We start from the raw sequence: 18,060 nt of genomic DNA, 5'->3' as shown, positions 1-18,060 counted from the left end.
GATGCTATTCGTTATTACAGTTTGAGGCCTAAGGCGGGCCACAACGCGTCTACGCGGGCCACCACCGCCGGATCTTTGCTGATGGGCGTACCCCATTCGCGCGGTTTATCGCATGGGTTGCCGTGCGCGGTGCCGCCGGTTTCACTCGGCCACTTATTGGTCGCATCCCACCCCATGCGTGATCCGCCCTGCGCATCACGCACAATCAGGCTGTCACGACCGGGATCCATGCGCGTGGTCACGGCCCAAATCACGTCGTTCCAGTCACGGCCATTCACATCGTCCGCATCGCACAGGATCACCATGCCCAATGCGGCGGTGTCACCGGCTGCCACCCACATCCGGGTCAGCACATCCGGTCCTAACCCGGCTTCCGTTTTATTGAGCGTGGCAATGGCCAGCTTGCCTTCACCGTCCGGCAGATGCAGATCGACAATTTCCGGACACGCTTCACGCACCGCAGCCATTAATGCCTCAGGCGCGATCGTGGCGGTCGGCATCACATGACCGCCCAAGGCGATTTCTGCGTCCCATTTACGGGTCGCATCCAGCCCCATTTTCGACCCTAACCCCACCACTGGCGAAGCAAAGTCGAGGGAATCTATCGGCGTGCTGTCGATGATCAACGTGTCGCGCGCCGGTGCCATATGGCTGGTCATCGCCTGCACCACACTGCCCCAGTCGCGGGCATTGACATCGTCATCACACACCAGCACAAACTTGGTGTACATGAACTGGCGCAAGAACGACCACACCCCCATCATCACGCGCTTGGCATGACCCGGGTATTGTTTCTTCATGGTCACCACCGCCATGCGGTAAGAACACCCTTCCGGCGGCAGATAGAAATCGGTGATCTCCGGAAATTGCTTTTGCAAAATCGGGACGAACACCTCGTTCAGCGCGACACCTAACACCGCCGGTTCATCCGGCGGACGACCGGTATAGGTGCTGTGATAAATCGGGTTGTTGCGCATGGTGACATGGGTAATGGTGAACACGTGGTGACGTTCCACCTCATTGTAATACCCGGTATGATCACCGTACGGGCCTTCATCGGCAAACTCATTGGGATCAATGTAGCCTTCCAGCACGATTTCCGCACTGGCTGGCACGTCCAAATCATTGCTCAGGCTTTTGACCACTTCGGTCTTGCGGCCACGCAGCAAACCGGCAAAGGCATATTCAGACAGCGTATCCGGCACGGGGGTCACCGCCCCCAAAATAGTGGCCGGATCGGCGCCAAAGGCGACCGTAACAGGGAACGGCTTACCCGGATGGGTTTCCATCCAATCACGCAGATCGAGCGCACCACCTCGGTGAGCCAGCCAACGCATGATGATCTTGTTCTTGCCGATTTTCTGCTGACGGTAGATCCCCAAGTTCTGGCGCTTTTTGTGCGGCCCTTGGGTGATGGTCAGCCCCCAGGTCAGTAGCGGCGCGACATCCCCCGGCCAACAACTCATCACCGGGATCTTGTCCAAGTCCACCTCGTCACCTTGCCACACGATATCTTGGCAAGGGGCCTGACGCAGGCGTTTCACTGGCATGTTCAACACTTGTTTAAACAGCGGCAGCTTATCGATCGCATCGCGGAAGCCCCGTGGCGGTTCCGGCTCTTTCAAGTAAGCCAGTAGCTTGCCGACCTCGCGCAGATCACGGACATCCTCGCGCCCCATACCCATGGCGACGCGCTCTGGAGTGCCAAACAGGTTGGCCAGTACAGGAATGTCATACCCCACTGGATTTTCGAATAACAACGCCGGGCCACCTGCGCGCAAGGTGCGATCGCAGATCTCGGTGATTTCCTGATCCGGATCGACCGGCTGCGTGATGCGCAGCAACTGTCCCTGTTGTTCCAGGTAATCAATAAACTCTCGTAGATCCTTGAATTTCATTGTTTGCCGTGACCTATCCTACATACGCTGACACGCAGGTGCCGTGGGCACCTGCGTAAAAAAAATCATTCTCGGGTTATTATAACGACTTGTTAACGTCTGAATAGCGGAAAATCGTGTCGGATCGCCGCCCTAAAGCCGGCGTGCGATCGCGGTTTTGATGTTTCTCTGTAGCACTTGATTACGACTGCCCGTCACCAGTTGCTCTAACCAGCTCAGGTATCCCTGACTCAGCAATTCTGCAGCCACCAACTGACCATCGGCGACATCGGCCAGACGGCCACTGAGGAAATCTTGCGTGCTGACAGGCAGCGGCTGCAGCGCAATCAATGCGCGGTAAGCCGAGGTTTTCAAAGAGGGATTGATGGTCGCCGCCATCAATTGTGCCGTGGCCATGGGCTCCGGTGCCAACTGCGCTAAGCGGTTGAGTTCGGTCAAACTGTACTGATCGCTGCGGCGACGCCACAACAAATGGTACACCGCCTCATCGCCCGAGGCCGCGGCTAACGCGGCAATCACCGCATTATCCGGCAACCACAACAGGGCTTTATCGGTCGCGAATTGAGCCGCAAGCTGCGCGATGGCGGTAGCCGATAAACTCGGTAACTGCGCCAACAAAATATCACGTTGCACCGTTTGTGAGGCTAGATCGCCCGTTAACCATTGTGACAGTATCAACTCGCCCCGTTCGGCCTGCGCATGCATGGCTTGAGCTTTGAGCATCTGCGCCCAACGGGTGACCTGCGCACGGGCTTTGGTCGCATAATGGAACGCCGTTTGCGTCACGGTATAGCCATCTCCCTGCTCCACCACGGTAAACGCCGGTTTGCGCAGTGCCTGTGACTGCAGCCAGTTGGCTTTGTATTGATCCAATACGGCATGAGCCGCGGCATGATCCACCAGCAATGACCGAACCGCCTCTTGCTTTAGCGGCGGTATAAGAGAAAGGTTAAACTCCAATTCGCGAAAGTCATTGTTGTTATAGAGGGTCGCCAGCGCGGTCGCGCGGGATTGGCTGTGCGGAGACGTCAGCACCTCGGTCACGGCCTGCGCGGCGATGTGCACGGCGGGAGCGTTGCTCGTCGGTACGCCAGAAGCGATAATACCGGCCGCACTGGCCACGGCCATGTGTGTGGCTAACCATCCTATTAGCATGCACTGTCCTAGTCGCATGTCACCTCCTTGGTGAACAGGAAATTGAGTGAACTGATCCATCCTGGTATCAGGTGCCCTGTGGATTCGCATTCAAAATTGAACAGCGCACAATAGGAGTATGCCCGAATTTAAGCAATAAAAAACGCCACACGAGGTGGCGTTTAGGAAACTGTGAGTCAGACAGTAAAAATATTATTTTTGACGGCGCATCGCGTCAAAGAACTCATCATTGGTCTTGGTCATCGACAGTTTGTCGATCAAGAATTCCATGCTGTCTGTTTCGCCCATTGGGTGAACGATTTTACGCAGGATCCACATCTTCTGTAGCTCATCCGCTTTCGCCAATAGCTCTTCACGACGGGTACCCGAACGGTTGAAATCAATCGCAGGGAAAACACGCTTCTCAGCAATCTTGCGAGACAGGTGCAGTTCCATGTTACCTGTACCTTTAAATTCTTCGTAGATCACTTCATCCATCTTCGAACCGGTATCAACCAGTGCGGTTGCGATGATAGTCAGGCTGCCGCCCTCTTCAACGTTACGTGCTGCACCGAAGAAACGCTTTGGACGGTGTAGGGCGTTAGCGTCGACACCACCGGTCAATACTTTACCTGATGATGGGATCACGGTGTTGTACGCACGCGCTAGACGAGTGATGGAATCCAGTAGGATAACCACGTCTTTCTTGTGCTCAACCAAACGCTTGGCTTTCTCAATCACCATTTCAGCCACCTGTACGTGACGAGACGCTGGCTCATCGAACGTAGAGGCAATCACTTCGCCTTTTACCAGACGCTGCATTTCGGTCACTTCTTCTGGACGTTCGTCGATAAGAAGTACCATCAACTCACACTCAGGGTGGTTGTAAGCAATGCTCTGTGCAATGTTCTGCAGCAGCATGGTTTTACCCGCTTTTGGCGGTGCCACGATCAGACCACGTTGACCTTTACCGATTGGCGAAGCCAAATCCAGAACACGGGCGGTGATGTCTTCGGTTGAACCGTTACCACGCTCCATACGCATACGCTCGTTCGCGTGCAATGGGGTCAGGTTTTCAAACAGGATCTTGTTACGTGCGTTATCCGGCTTATCGTAGTTAACTTCGTTAACCTTCAACAGAGCAAAGTAGCGCTCGCCATCTTTCGGCGGACGAATTTTACCTGAAATGGTGTCACCAGTGCGAAGGTTGAAGCGGCGGATTTGGCTTGGAGAGACGTAGATATCGTCAGGGCCGGCAAGGTAAGAACTGTCTGCTGAGCGGAGGAAGCCGAAGCCATCTTGAAGAATTTCTAGAACACCATCGCCAAAAATGTCCTCACCACTTTTCGCATGCTGTTTGAGAATGGCAAAGATGATGTCTTGTTTTCTCAAACGGGCTAGGTTCTCAAGCCCTAAGCTTTCGCCAAGCGCAACCAACTGTGGAATAGGTTGGCTCTTCAATTCAGTAAGATTCATAGTGGTGGGTTTCTTGTCAGTCAAAATCGGGGTTCTATATTAATTGAGAGAAGGTAGACCAATGGGGCAGGTCAAGGAATGAACGAATGTGCAGTTTACGTGCAATAAGTTAGCACTAAAGATCTCTTCCGTCTAGCATAGACGGTTGTCAAACCATGCACAACTGAGAAATTGCGCATGGCTTGAATTTGAATCGCTTACAGGTTCGCGTCAAGGAACTCTTTCAGCTGACTCTTAGACAGTGCACCCACTTTGGTGGCTGCTACACTGCCGTCTTTGAACAACAATAGCGTTGGGATACCACGAATACCGAACTTTGGTGGTGTGGCTGCATTCTGATCGATATTAAGTTTACCGATAGTCAGCTTACCTTCGTACTCGTCGGCAATTTCATCAAGAATTGGGGCGATCATTTTACAAGGACCACACCACTCTGCCCAAAAATCGACTAGCACAGGGCCTGCAGCAGTAATTACATCGCTGTCGAAACTTGCGTCTGTCAGCTGCACAATCTTGTCGCTCATCTTCCACTCCAATGGTTGATTTTCTTAGCTGATTTGATTTTAACCAGCAAATCGTTGCTCTATTTGAATGGAATCCGTTTCGTATTGCAACCCTAAGCTGATATTCTATACGAATGAAGACGACTCATATCACAGAGCAAAAATTTGCCGACCTGGGGTTAGATCCTCGGGTTTTACAAGGATTGGAAGCCAAAGGTTTCCATAATTGTACGCCGATCCAGGCGCTGGCATTGCCGGTAGTGCTCTCCGGCCATGACATTGCGGGTCAGGCTCAAACAGGCACAGGGAAAACCCTGGCTTTCCTGACCGCGACTTTTAACCACCTGCTGCTAACGCCAGCAAAAGAGGATCGTAAACAGAACCATCCTCGTGCCATTATTATGGCACCGACGCGTGAACTGGCCATCCAGATTTATAACGATGCCCAGCCATTGCTTGAAAGCACTGGCCTGACCGCAGGCCTTGCCTACGGCGGTGAAGCGTATGAGAAGCAACAAAAAATACTGGAAGATGGCGTTGATATTCTGATCGGCACCTGTGGCCGTATTATCGACTTCTATAAGCAGCGTGTGATCGACTTGCGTTCGATTCAAGCCGTGGTATTGGATGAAGCCGATCGTATGTTCGATTTGGGCTTTATCAAAGATATCCGTTTCTTGTTCCGTCGTATGCCGGTACCGGCTGAACGTCTGAACATGCTGTTCTCTGCGACCTTGTCTTACCGTGTGAAAGAACTGGCTTTTGAGCACATGAACAGCCCGGAAAGTGTCGTGGTTGAGCCTGAGCAAAAAACCGGTCACCGTATTCAAGAAGAGCTCTTCTACCCGTCTAACCAAGACAAGATGCGCCTGCTACAGACGCTGATTGAAGAAGAATGGCCGGATCGCGCCATCGTATTCGCCAACACTAAGCACCGCTGTGAAGATATCTGGGCACACCTTGCCGCGGATAAACACCGCGTGGGTCTGCTAACCGGTGATGTGCCACAGAAGAAGCGTACGCGCATTCTGGAGCAATTCACTCAAGGTGAAGTCGACATCCTTGTGGCAACCGACGTAGCCGCGCGTGGCCTGCACATTCCGCAGGTAACACACGTGTTCAACTACGACTTGCCTGATGATGCCGAAGACTACGTACACCGTATCGGCCGTACCGGTCGTGCTGGCGCAAGTGGCCACTCCATCAGCTTTGCCTGTGAAGAATACGCCATTAACTTGCCGGCGATTGAAACGTACATCGAGCACGCGATCCCATTGTCGAAATACAATGCTGACGCCCTGCTTGACGATTTGCCAGAGCCACTGTTCGTGCCGCGCGCCCCTCGTCAGGGTGGCAACCGCCGCAACAACAATAATGGTGGTTCATCGCGTCAAGGACAGCCGCGCCAACGTAATCGCCGCCGTCCGCCGCAAAATAAAGCTTAATTACAGATAGATATGCCCATGGAAAGAAACGTATCCCCTTTGTATGCCGCCATTGACCTTGGCTCGAACAGCTTCCACATGTGGATTGTGCGAGAGTTTGCCGGCAACGTGCAGACACTGGCCAAGATCAAACGTAAAGTCCGCTTAGCCGCAGGGTTAAATACCCACAACGTGCTGAGCGATGAAGCCATGCAACGGGGCTGGGACTGCCTCAGCTTGTTTGCCGAACGTCTGCAAGACATTCCGGCAGACAACATTCGTATTGTCGGCACCGCCGCCTTACGCACTGCAGTCAACGCTGATACCTTTCTTGCCAAAGCAGAAGCGATCCTCGGTTACCCGGTCGATATCATTCCGGGCGAAGAAGAAGCGCGCATTATCTATCAAGGGGTAGCCCATACCTCTGGCGGCAGCAGCAAACGCCTGGTGGTCGATATTGGCGGTGCCAGTACCGAAGTGGTGATTGGCGAAGGCTTTGATGCCAGCGCCCTGACCAGCTTAAAGATCGGCTGTGTCACCTGGTTAGAGCGTTACTTTAAAGATCGCGCCCTGACCGCGGCCAACTTTGACGCCGCCATTCAGGCAGCCAAAGCCGATATTGCCCCGATTGTGGCGCACTATCAGGCGCTGGGTTGGAATACCTGTGTCGGTGCCAGTGGTACCGTGCAAGCCCTGCAGGAAATCATGCTGGCACAAGGGATGGATGAAATCATCACCTTGGCAAAACTCAAGCGTTTGCAACGCCAGGCGATGCAATACGAGCGATTAGAAGATTTGGATATCGAAGGACTGACGCTTGAGCGTGCTCTGGTCTTCCCAAGCGGTCTGTCTATTTTGATCGCCATTTTTGAATCGCTGAATATTGCCACCATGACACTGGCTGGCGGCGCCCTGCGTGAAGGCATGGTGTACGAAATGATGCGCCAAATGCGTCATCATGACGTGCAAACCCGTACGCTGCACAGCTTACAATCGCGCTTTCAGCTCGATAAAGCGCATGCGGACTACGTCGCTGACACGGCCAATGCCTTATTAGCCGCCACCACATCGACTTGGCAACCGGAGCCGCACGCGGCTAACCTGTTGCAAGCCTGTGCGGCGCTGCATGAAATTGGCACCATGATTGAATTTAAGCAAAGCGGGGATCATGCCGCGTACTTGATCAATCACAGTGACTTGCCGGGCTTTACCCGCGCACAAAAATTCCTGATCGCCGAGTTACTGCGTCGCTTCCGTGAGCAGCTCAGCAACTTGCCGACTCAGCATGCCTTGCCGACCGACAGTGCCACTCGCCTGCTACGCCTTTTCCGCTTAGCCGTGCTGTTGTGCCACCGTCGTGACAAGACTCAGCAACCACCGTTTAGCCTGCACGTAGAACACAATGAGCTAGTGCTCACGCTACCAGCCGCTTGGCTCGCCGCGCACCCACTGACCCATGCAGAGCTACAACAAGAAGCCGAACGTCAAACCGACATGGGCTGGCCGCTGACACTTATCGCTAGCGAGTAACACATCCCCTCTATGATCCGATGGGATACCCCAAACAAAAAAAGCACCCAGTGGGTGCTTTTTTATTATCGGTCCGTTCCACGTTCTCATTGGCAGAACAAACGCCGGAATTTGGCTAGAACGCTGTCCTACCCCTCACTCTGTTAATGCCTGATTCGGCGCAGAAATTTCGCCTCAGCATAAAGAGGACACGCGCAGTTGATAACCATCAATGAGCATGTCCGATGCTGGGCTGGGGTGAAAGAGCCAGCCCAATCAGTGCATTAACCCGTGATACCGCTGTGGCGAAGCAACGCATCAATCTGCGGCTCACGACCACGGAAACGCTTGAACAACGCCATCGGCTCTTCACTGCCGCCACGCTCTAGGATGCAATCCAAGAAATCTGCACCGGTCTGTGGGTTGAAAATACCGTCTTCTTCAAAACGTGAGAACGCATCTGACGATAGCACTTCGGCCCACAAGTAGCTGTAGTAACCCGCGCTGTAACCACCCGCAAAAATGTGGCTGAAGCTGTGTGGGAAACGGCCCCATTCTGGGCTTTGTACCACAGAGACACGTGACTTGATGTCAGCCAGTGTGTCGAGCACTTTGGCGCCGACTTCAGGATCGTACTCGGTGTACAAGGTGAAATCGAACAAACCAAACTCTAACTGACGCAAAATGCCCATCGCAGACTGGAAGTTTTTCGCCGCCAGCATCTTATCGAGCATTTCTTTTGGCAGTGGCTCGCCGGTTTCAAAGTGACCGGAGATAAAGGCCAAGGCCTCTTCTTCCCAACACCAGTTCTCAAGGAACTGACTTGGCAACTCCACCGCATCCCATGGCACACCGTTGATGCCCGAGACCGCCGGCACATCCACTTGGGTTAGCATGTGGTGAATACCGTGACCGGTTTCGTGGAACAAGGTCACCACTTCATCGTGGGTAAACAGTGCAGGCTTGTCGCCCACCGGCTTGTTGAAGTTACAGGTCAGGTACGCCACCGGCGCTTGCAGGGTGCCGTCTTCACGAGTACGACGCACCAAGCACTCATCCATCCAGGCACCGCCACGCTTGTGTTCACGGGCATACAGATCCAGATAGAAGCTGCCGCGTAGCTCACCGTGCGCATCAAAGATGTCATAGAAGGTCACGGACTCGTGCCACACATCGACGCCATCACGTGGTTTCACGTCCATGCCAAACACACGTTTAAGCACTTCAAACAAACCGGCCACGACTTTTTTCTCTGGGAAATACGGACGCAGCTGCTCATCGGAAATGCTGTAACGGTGTTGCTTAAGTTTCTCACTGTAGAACGCCAGATCCCACGGCGACAGATCGGTGGCACCAAACTCGCTTTGGGCGTACTCACGCAGCTCGGCGATTTCACGATCACCTTGTGGCTTGGCACGGCTCGCCAAGTCATTCAAGAAGCCCAAAACTTGTGCTGGGGTTTCCGCCATTTTGGTGGCCAACGACTTCTCACTGTAGCTGTTAAAGCCCAGCAGACGTGCAATTTCGTGGTTCAGTTTCAGCTTCTCAGCAATGATGTCGCTGTTGTCCCACTTACCGGCATTCGGACCGCGATCAGAGGCGCGAGTCACGAACGCTTCGTACATTTCCTGACGCAAAGCGCCATTTTCACAGTACGTCATTACCGGCAGGTACGACGGAATATCTAACGTGAACAAGTAGCCGTCTTGCTCTTTATCTTCCGCATTGGCTTTGGCGGCCAGCAACGCCGATTCAGGCAAACCTGCTAACTCAGCCTCGTCCGTCACCAACTTGCTCCAGCCCATGGTCGCATCCAGCACGTTATTGCTGAACGTCGACGACAGCTCAGACAAACGCTTGCTGATCTCACCGTAGCGGTGCTGCTCTTTGGCTGGCAAGCCGATCCCGGACAGTTCAAAATCTTTCAGCGCATCGGTCACCGACTTTTTCTGTGCCAGTGTCAGGCTCGCGAAGCTGGCATCAGCTTTGATCGCTTTATACGCGTCATACAGCCCTTTGTGCTGACCGACCCAGGTGCTGTAATCCGACAGGATTGGCAAACAGCTTTCATACGCGTCGCGCAGCTCATTGCTGTTTTTCACCCCGTTCAAGTGGCCGATCGGCGACCAGATACGGTTTAGGCGATCATCGGTTTCTGCCAATGGCACACAAATCGACGTCCAGCTTGGCGCCTCGCCACTGGCCAGTACGGCTTCAACGGCGGCACGGCAATCGGCAATGGCTTGCTCAACGGCCGGTTTCACGTGTTCCGGTTGGATCTGTGAAAACGGGGGTAAACCTGTCATCGTAAGTAATGGGTTAGACATGCGCGATTCCTTTATTCTGTTATCCCTTAATACATGCGTCTTCAACGGCGAAAAATCAATCCTTTACTCGCCCTAAAGCGCAAAAACATCTTACCATTTTAACCTAACATTAACATCTGGCGCAGTAGATGTCGTCACCGCCCCTAGCTATTCCCCGCCAATTCGCCATAATACGGGGCTTATTCATTACTTCTTTCTGTCGAGATCCCAGCCATGCTGAGCTACCGCCATAGTTTTCACGCCGGCAACCATGCCGATGTGGTCAAGCACATTGTCCAGAGCCTGATCCTTGATGCCCTCAAGCAAAAGGATAAACCCTTTGTTTACCACGATACTCACTCCGGGGTCGGCCGCTACGATTTGCAAGACGAACGCAGCGAGAAAACCGGTGAGTTCAAACAAGGTATTGCCCGTATTTGGGGCCGCGATGACATTCCGGCAGATCTCAAAAGCTACCTTGACGCCATCACGGTACTGAACGACAGCGACGAGCTGCGTTACTACCCGGGCTCACCGAAAGTCGCCCGCGCACAGATCCGTGAGCAAGACCGCATGGTACTCACGGAATTGCACCCAAGTGATTTCCCGTTGTTGCTGCAAGAATTTCGTGGCGATCGCCAAGTAAAAATCTACAAAGAAGATGCCTTTGCGCGTCTGAAAGCTAGCCTGCCACCGAAAGAGCGCCGTGGCGTGGTGTTGATTGACCCGCCGTATGAACTCAAACATGAGTACATGGACGTGGTAAAAGCCATCAATGAAAGCTACAAGCGTTGGGCGACTGGCACGTACGCGATTTGGTACCCAGTGGTATACCGCGAGACCATCGACAAGATGCTAAAAGGCCTGAAAGATTTGGGCATTCGCAAGATTTTGCAAATCGAATTGGGTGTTGAGCCAGACACGGAAGAGCGTGGTATGACCGCCTCGGGCATGATTGTGATCAACCCACCGTGGACACTGGAAAGCCAGATGCAGACCATTCTGCCTTGGCTGCAGCAAGCCATTGCACCGACGCACGGCCATCACAAAGTGGAATGGATCGTCCCGGAGTAATACGGGAGACACACCAGAGCCAATCGCTCAAAAGCATGATAACGGCGGGGATTTCCTCGCCTTTTTTATATTCGTATTTTCTCGATCAGCCCCACTCGTAACTCACCCCGTTCTTGATTACACTACTAGACCCAAGCTACCTCAAGATGCTGTGCTCACGATGAATCCAGCATCTTGAGGTTACTTAGGTACAACAGCCAAATTAATAACAATTATTGGAGTAAAGTCATGGCGAAGCATTTTGATTACATCTGTATCGGTGGTGGCAGCGGCGGGATTGCCTCAGCTAACCGTGCGGCTATGTATGGTGCAAAAGTGGCATTGGTGGAAGCCAAAGCCCTTGGCGGTACCTGTGTCAACGTCGGTTGTGTGCCGAAGAAAGTGATGTGGCACGGCGCGCAAATCGCAGAAGCGATGCACCTGTATGCCAAAGACTACGGCTTTGATGTCGATGTAAAAGGCTTTGATTGGAGCAAGTTGGTGGAAAGCCGTGAAGCCTACATCAGCCGCATCCACACCGCGTACGACAACGTACTGGGCAACAACAAAATTGAAGTGATCAACGGCTTTGCGACCTTCGTGGATGCGAAAACCATTGAAGTAAACGGCGAGCACTACACCGCGGATCACATCCTGATCGCCGTCGGCGGTGAGCCAACGATCCCGAACGTACCGGGTGCTGAGCACGGTATCGACTCGAACGGTTTCTTTGAACTGACCGCGCAGCCAAAACGCACCGCCGTTGTGGGTGCCGGTTACATCGCGGTAGAAATCGCAGGCGTACTGAGCGCACTGGGTACTGACACCCACCTGTTCGTGCGTAAAGAATCCCCACTGCGTAGCTTTGATCCGATGATCATCGATACCTTGGTGGAAGTGATGAATGCAGAAGGCCCAACACTGCACACCCACTCTGTCCCTAAAGAAGTGGTAAAAGAAGCTGACGGCTCTATCACTCTGCACTTTGAAAACGGCGAGAGCCACAACACTGACGTGTTGATCTGGGCGATCGGTCGTCACCCAAGCACGCACAAAATCAACCTTGCCGCGACCGGTGTTGAAACCAACGCGCGTGGCTACATCAAGGTCGATGAATACCAGCAGACCAACGTTGAAGGCATCTACTGTGTCGGCGACATCATGGAAGGCGGTATTGAGTTAACGCCAGTCGCCGTTAAAGCGGGTCGTCAGTTGTCTGAGCGTCTGTTCAACGGCAAAACCACCGCGAAGATGGACTACAACCTCGTCCCTACCGTGGTATTCAGCCACCCACCGATCGGCACCATCGGCCTGACTGAGCAAGATGCCATTGCCCAGTACGGCGAAGAGAACGTGAAAGTGTACCAATCGGGCTTTACCGCGATGTACACCGCGGTAACTGCGCACCGTCAGCCATGCAAAATGAAGCTGGTCTGTGCGGGTGACGACGAGAAAGTCGTAGGCTTACACGGCATCGGCTACACCGTCGATGAAATGATCCAAGGTTTTGGTGTCGCTATGAAGATGGGCGCAACCAAAGCAGACTTCGATTCCGTTGTCGCTATCCATCCAACGGGCTCAGAAGAGTTCGTGACAATGCGTTGATCGCAGCCTAGATAAGTGAATGCACTGAGCATTCAAGTATCAAATACACAAAAGGGAAGCAATGGCTTCCCTTTTTTCGTTCGATATAAAATAGACAAAAGACTCTCATGAATTCAACAAGTCAATACATTAGTAAAGGTTATCTATTTTTTTCATCCTCTCTGGAGTGCTATTCTTGAATACAGCATCAGACCCCATCCAGAAACTATCATTTGGAAGATCATCTAACAATGACATATCAACAACTTTAATATCGTTTCCGTAAAGGCTAATGGATTTTAGTGAAGAAGGTAAATATAAGGTTTCTATTCGCTCAATATTATTCATATCCAATGATAACTTTTCTAATTTATTTAATTTATCAACATTTTCAATGTAACTAATTTCACCTTGTTCAATAGTTAGTTCAATCAAATTTTTCAAATTTCCCAACCCACTCATTTTCTTAATAGGATTTCGTGAAAAATACAAACGCTCAAGATTAACAAGGTTATCTAGACCAGAAATTTCATCAATTCGTGTTCGCTCTATTATAAGATCTTTGAGTTTTGTTAGTTTAGACAAGTTAGGTATTTTATAATTAACCTGTCCAGAAAATTCGAACAACTCTAAAGAAGGAGGAACATTGATGTTTCCGACATAAACCTTATCACCAAGTATTAATGATTTTAGCTTCCTGAGATTATATGGGTTAAATTCACCCACAGTCACCCCATCTGAAATATATAGATAATACAAACTAGTGAACTTTGATGGGTCTATATCCAAAACACCTCCCCCAGAAAAACTTAAATATTCTATCGGATTATTAACACTTAATCTCTCAATGTTTTTCACATCGGAATTCACTGCCAACACTTTTAACTTACTTTGCTTTTCAACATTTGACATAGATTTATAATCGCCAGATAGTGTCCCTATCAACTCGAGGTTACTATCTACAGGAAGTATTAAATTAGATATTACACCTCGTGATAAATATAATTCTTTCAGATTACTGTTATTAGCTAAGTCAATAATTACATCCTGCTCCGTCGTGACATCCAAACCTAAAAACTTCAAGCTATTTAATTTTGAAAAAAAACTTGCATGAAATGACTTGTTAATTGGTAAATTTAAATGTGTTATTTCATATGATTGGTTCAGAATCATATAATATCTGTACCTAGAAAAGTAATATTCTCCTTTTCCTGAAAGCTCCACTCTTGATGTAACTAATTTATGTTTTCTATTTACATTATAGAATGGCAATCTAGGTATAGAATTAGCATTTATTCCTTCAATAAAAATTTCTGGATTTTCAGTTAATCCTTGTGAACTAAAAAAACCCAAAACATGTTTAACATCATTGGATTTAAATATATCATCAGGTAAAGTTGAGTTAGCCCGTACCATTGAAGATGAAAAAATGAGATATATAATGGCTAACCAATAATTCCATCTACACCAGAGTGAGCTGTATTGATCTCGCAGATTTACTGCTACAACAGAGATGGTATCTTTCATTCCTTCAAGCCGCTTCCCAGTTTTCATTCTTTTCCATTTCATATTGTGCTATTTCTTTGTCTGATCGGAATCGTTTTGCTGATAAGATCGAATAAGTTCTTTCTTTTTATTGATTTCATCCTGCGCAGGCTTAAAGATTTTTGATAACCAAACCGCCAAACCAAACAGGGTGATGAATACCCCGATGATAATGATTATAATCAATGAGATACGACCTAAACTAAAATCAAGCGACTCACCGTTTAACCATGCATTTACCCTTGGACTCTTCGACATCGTATTGATGAAAGAAAGTAAAACAACGATAAATACAAATAATTTACTCCATAAACTCATAATTCAATTTCATCCTTTATTTTAACCATCAATACTCACCGCTTAAATTTCCCTTTATTGCTAAACTTTTTAGCTTTTTTAACAGGTCAAGTTTTGCATTTTCATAAACAGGGTTATAAGCCAAAGACATCCTACAACCATCCAATTGTTTAAGAGCATTAAGGTCAATACTCTCAATCATATTAAAGTGAAAAGTAATCAATTCGCATGATTTCAAACTTGATAGGCTATCAATGTTCCTTATTTTATTATCATCAAAACTTACATTTTTTAAATTAGGTAATTTAGTGATAACAGATACATCCTCTACATCTGTAAACTCAATTTTCATGTTCTCTATCGTTGACATTTCACCAAGAACACTTAAATTTTTAATAGGCGAGTTATGAATGTTTATTTCTTTTATTTTTTTCACTCGCTTTAAATTTGATATATCTTCAATCGAAGTATTACTAATGTTTAATTTTAAAAGAATGGAATCATCAGAAAAAGTTGGAATTTCATGATTTAACTTACCACTAAAGCTAAAATATTCAAGCGAGGAAGGTAAAGAAACTTTTTTCACATCCATATTAAACAACCGCAAGACCTTTAATTTTTTAAGGTTATGTATTTTTTCAATATCATTTTCATTATCATCACTATACGATAAAAACTTTAATCCACTCAAAGTTGAAACTTTCAACCCTTTGGGTTTTACTTTCCTAGAAAATAGTTTCAGTCTTTGAATTGATTTATTTCCATTTATTTCCATTTATTTCATTTAAATTAACAGCATCTCCATTTGCCATGAAATAAATCAGTTCATTTTGACTGGATAAATTGGTAAACTTACGAAACATTCCCATTATCGTAGATATTATTTCAACATTACTATCAAGTGGCAATGTTAAATTATTTATCCTACCAGAATTCAACTGTACCTCTTTCAGTTTATTGTTTTCTGATAAATCAATATCAACATACTCACCATCAACATTTAATGATAAGAACTCTAACTCCTTCAATGATTTAAATAAAACCTCACTTTTATTTGAAGAAATTCTTATTTTCAGATAGACAACTTCATCATATTTATTTACAACAGCAAAGTTTCCACGATTAAAATAACGATTCATTGGTCTTATCTTTTTACCATCAGTTAAACGCATTAAAGTGAAACGATCTAAATCGTGAATATCTTGCGTTAACTCTCTTGGCAGAATGTCGATGCCCTCACCTTCAATAAAAACACCAAGTTCATGATTACCTTCACCTTGCTCATTTAGGTACTTGAATACAGCTCTAACCTGTGAAGATTTTAAAGCCTGTTGATGCGCATATGATTTAGCATTGGCATCAACAATATAAAATATCGAAATGATTATTAATAGGTAATACCATTTTAAATCGCATGATAAAACACCACTTAAAGGTAATAACATCTTTCAACCCTTTTATTTATATAACATCAATAAAATGCGATTTATTCATTGATAATCTTTCCAATCGTCTTGATAAATGACAGTAACTCGACGATAAAAAACAGCTAACTAGATAAAGGCATGATTATAACGAGTAATAAACAGATATAAGCGCCTGAGCGCAACAGTAGGCCGACTAACTGGCATTCCTCCGGCACATTTCCCAGAAAATGGAGAGCCTTACTGTAACTGACAACCTCATCACCCCCTCTCTCTCGGCCTTTCTCATAAGGGAAACACGCTCAAAAGAGCGTCAATAGTGAATGATTAGTCTCAATCACGGGTATTCTTGCACTCATTTCGCATAAAAAAGCACATTCCGCGATTTACTATTCCACCCCTAGGGTTTTCCCTGTAATATCCGCCTTCCATTCCTCCTTTAGTAGTGAATGGTTATAAAACTTGTTGAATAGTCAATTTATTATGCTGCTACTGACTGGATGATCTATGCAAGAGCAAACCCTCGCTGTTAAGCGCCCTACACCTGCCAATTGGCTCATGTTCGTGCTCCCTTCTTTGTTGGGTGTGTTCTTGTTTATGGCGCCCATCAACTATCAAGACTCGTTAACCATTCCTATCGCGATACTGGCCAAATCGGTGCAGGCGTTGTTTGAAGGCTCGCTGACCACGATGGTCACGGTCATGATCAGCCTGACGGCGGCGGCGACCATTGTGACCAAGATCGTCAAGCCACAGGCTATTTTGAAGAGTCATTTTTTCAGTGGCCTACTGAACCCGTCACTGCCTTGGTTCATTGTCCAGCAGCTGGGCGCGTTGTTCGTGCTGTTGACGTATTTCGGCGTGGGCCCAGAGATGATCCGCGATGGCGCAACGGGCGGCTTGGTCTTAAATGACCTATTGCCAGTGCTGTTCTCGGTGTTCCTGTTCGCGGGTTTGCTACTGCCTTTGCTATTGAACTTCGGTCTGCTGGAGTTTGTTGGCGCACTGTTTACTCGCATTATGCGTCCGCTGTTTAACCTGCCTGGCCGCTCTGCGGTGAATTGTATCGCCTCTTGGTTGGGTGACGGCAGTGTGGGCGTGCTGATGACCAGCAAGCAGTATGAAAGCAAGATCTACACCGAGCGTGAAGCGGCGGTGATTGGTACCACGTTTACAGCCGTGTCGATCACCTTTAGCTTGGTGGTGATTGCACAGGTGAACTTGGAGCACATGTTTGCCCCCTTCTATCTGACGGTGTGTCTGGCGGGTTTGGCTGCTGCGGTGATCGTGCCGCGTTTACCGCCACTGTCTTGGAAAAAAGATCGCTTCATTGATGGCACGCTATTAGAAGAAGATCTTGAAGCGGTACCTGCTGGCCACACGGTGGTGAGCTTTGGTTTGGAACAAGCGTTGGCGAAAGCCAATGAAGTCACTAGCCTGCGTGCCGTGATGGTCGATGGCATCAAAAATGCCGCTGACATGATCTTCGGTGTGCTGCCGGTAGTCATGGCGATCGGTACTACCGCATTGATGATTGCAGAGAATACGCCGATCTTCAGCCTGATGGGTCTACCATTCATTCCGTACCTGGAATTGCTACAGATCCCGGATGCTGCTGCGGCGTCTGAAACCATTGTGGTGGGTTTTGCGGATATGTTCCTGCCGTCGATTCTGGCCTCGGGCATTGAGAGCGATTTAACCCGCTTTGTGATTGCAGCGATGTCAGTGACTCAGCTGATCTACATGTCGGAAATTGGTGCGCTTTTGATCGGCAGTAAAATCCCGGTAAAACCGTGGGAGCTGTTCATGATCTTCATCCTGCGTACTTTGGTGACACTGCCTGTGATTGCGCTGATGGGTCATCTCTTCTTCTGATAGAGACGATGATCCGTTCCCGCCTTGTCTAT

At 48.8% G+C, this 18,060-nt stretch carries 14 protein-coding genes; 5 read left to right on the top strand and 9 right to left on the bottom strand.

Features of this window, described 5'->3' with window-relative positions:
- Positions 1-14 precede the first annotated feature (14 nt).
- The 4 genes from ubiD to trxA all read right to left on the bottom strand — a co-directional run bounded on the left by ubiD (position 15) and on the right by trxA (position 5,032).
- Positions 15-1,898, bottom strand: coding sequence for a 4-hydroxy-3-polyprenylbenzoate decarboxylase (gene ubiD / locus ACSF8W_RS16310; RefSeq protein ID WP_500848269.1), 1,884 nt, complete (start codon positions 1,896-1,898; stop codon positions 15-17).
- A gap of 132 nt (positions 1,899-2,030) precedes the next feature.
- Positions 2,031-3,071 (bottom strand): hypothetical protein, encoded by a 1,041-nt coding sequence (locus tag ACSF8W_RS16305; protein ID WP_500848268.1) that lies wholly within the window; start codon positions 3,069-3,071, stop codon positions 2,031-2,033.
- Positions 3,072-3,245: 174 nt separating this feature from the next.
- Positions 3,246-4,508 carry a transcription termination factor Rho gene (rho, locus tag ACSF8W_RS16300; RefSeq protein WP_500848267.1) on the bottom strand — a complete coding sequence of 421 codons (1,263 nt, stop codon included), beginning with the start codon at positions 4,506-4,508 and terminating at the stop codon, positions 3,246-3,248.
- Between the two features lie 197 nt (positions 4,509-4,705).
- Positions 4,706-5,032 carry a thioredoxin TrxA gene (gene trxA, locus ACSF8W_RS16295; protein ID WP_500848266.1) on the bottom strand — a complete coding sequence of 109 codons (327 nt, stop codon included), beginning with the start codon at positions 5,030-5,032 and terminating at the stop codon, positions 4,706-4,708.
- A gap of 113 nt (positions 5,033-5,145) precedes the next feature.
- Between trxA and rhlB the strand changes: the two genes are divergently transcribed.
- Together rhlB and gppA are read left to right on the top strand one after the other, a co-directional pair.
- Positions 5,146-6,456, top strand: coding sequence for an ATP-dependent RNA helicase RhlB (gene rhlB, locus ACSF8W_RS16290; protein WP_500848265.1), 1,311 nt, complete (start codon positions 5,146-5,148; stop codon positions 6,454-6,456).
- A gap of 18 nt (positions 6,457-6,474) precedes the next feature.
- Entirely contained in the window at positions 6,475-7,965 is a 1,491-nt protein-coding gene (gppA, locus tag ACSF8W_RS16285; RefSeq protein WP_500848264.1) for a guanosine-5'-triphosphate,3'-diphosphate diphosphatase, read from the top strand.
- Positions 7,966-8,228: 263 nt separating this feature from the next.
- On the opposite strand, the gene prlC is transcribed toward gppA, so the two are convergent.
- Positions 8,229-10,271 (bottom strand): oligopeptidase A, encoded by a 2,043-nt coding sequence (prlC, locus tag ACSF8W_RS16280; RefSeq protein WP_500848263.1) that lies wholly within the window; start codon positions 10,269-10,271, stop codon positions 8,229-8,231.
- A gap of 213 nt (positions 10,272-10,484) precedes the next feature.
- On the opposite strand from prlC, the gene ACSF8W_RS16275 reads away from it, so the two are divergent.
- Positions 10,485-11,324: a 23S rRNA (adenine(2030)-N(6))-methyltransferase RlmJ gene (locus tag ACSF8W_RS16275; RefSeq protein WP_428475844.1), complete on the top strand. Its 840-nt coding sequence runs from the start codon at positions 10,485-10,487 to the stop codon at positions 11,322-11,324.
- Between the two features lie 228 nt (positions 11,325-11,552).
- On the top strand, positions 11,553-12,908 hold the full coding sequence (gene gorA / locus ACSF8W_RS16270) for a glutathione-disulfide reductase (protein WP_500848262.1): 1,356 nt from the start codon (positions 11,553-11,555) through the stop codon (positions 12,906-12,908).
- Between the two features lie 129 nt (positions 12,909-13,037).
- On the opposite strand, the gene ACSF8W_RS16265 is transcribed toward gorA, so the two are convergent.
- Genes ACSF8W_RS16265 through ACSF8W_RS16250 form a run of 4 tightly spaced genes read right to left on the bottom strand, consistent with a single transcriptional unit; the run spans position 13,038 to position 16,174 of the window.
- Complete coding sequence (locus tag ACSF8W_RS16265) at positions 13,038-14,441, bottom strand: leucine-rich repeat domain-containing protein (protein WP_500848261.1); 1,404 nt, start codon at positions 14,439-14,441, stop codon at positions 13,038-13,040.
- A 21-nt stretch (positions 14,442-14,462) separates the two neighbouring features.
- A complete protein-coding gene (locus ACSF8W_RS16260; RefSeq protein WP_500848260.1) occupies positions 14,463-14,750 on the bottom strand; it encodes a hypothetical protein in 288 nt (95 codons plus the stop codon).
- A gap of 28 nt (positions 14,751-14,778) precedes the next feature.
- Positions 14,779-15,504 carry a leucine-rich repeat domain-containing protein gene (locus ACSF8W_RS16255; RefSeq protein ID WP_500848259.1) on the bottom strand — a complete coding sequence of 242 codons (726 nt, stop codon included), beginning with the start codon at positions 15,502-15,504 and terminating at the stop codon, positions 14,779-14,781.
- On the bottom strand, positions 15,485-16,174 hold the full coding sequence (locus ACSF8W_RS16250) for a hypothetical protein (protein WP_500848258.1): 690 nt from the start codon (positions 16,172-16,174) through the stop codon (positions 15,485-15,487). The genes ACSF8W_RS16255 and ACSF8W_RS16250 overlap by 20 nt, the downstream gene beginning before the upstream one ends.
- Before the next feature lie 486 nt (positions 16,175-16,660).
- Here ACSF8W_RS16250 and ACSF8W_RS16245 point away from each other — a divergent pair, with 486 nt between their 5' ends.
- Positions 16,661-18,028: a YjiH family protein gene (locus ACSF8W_RS16245; RefSeq protein WP_500848257.1), complete on the top strand. Its 1,368-nt coding sequence runs from the start codon at positions 16,661-16,663 to the stop codon at positions 18,026-18,028.
- Positions 18,029-18,060: the final 32 nt, after the last annotated feature.

It is taken from the genome of Photobacterium sp. 270122K (assembly GCF_059941365.1).
Note: the sequence above shows the minus strand (reverse complement) of the source record. Positions and strands in the feature narration are given on the sequence as shown.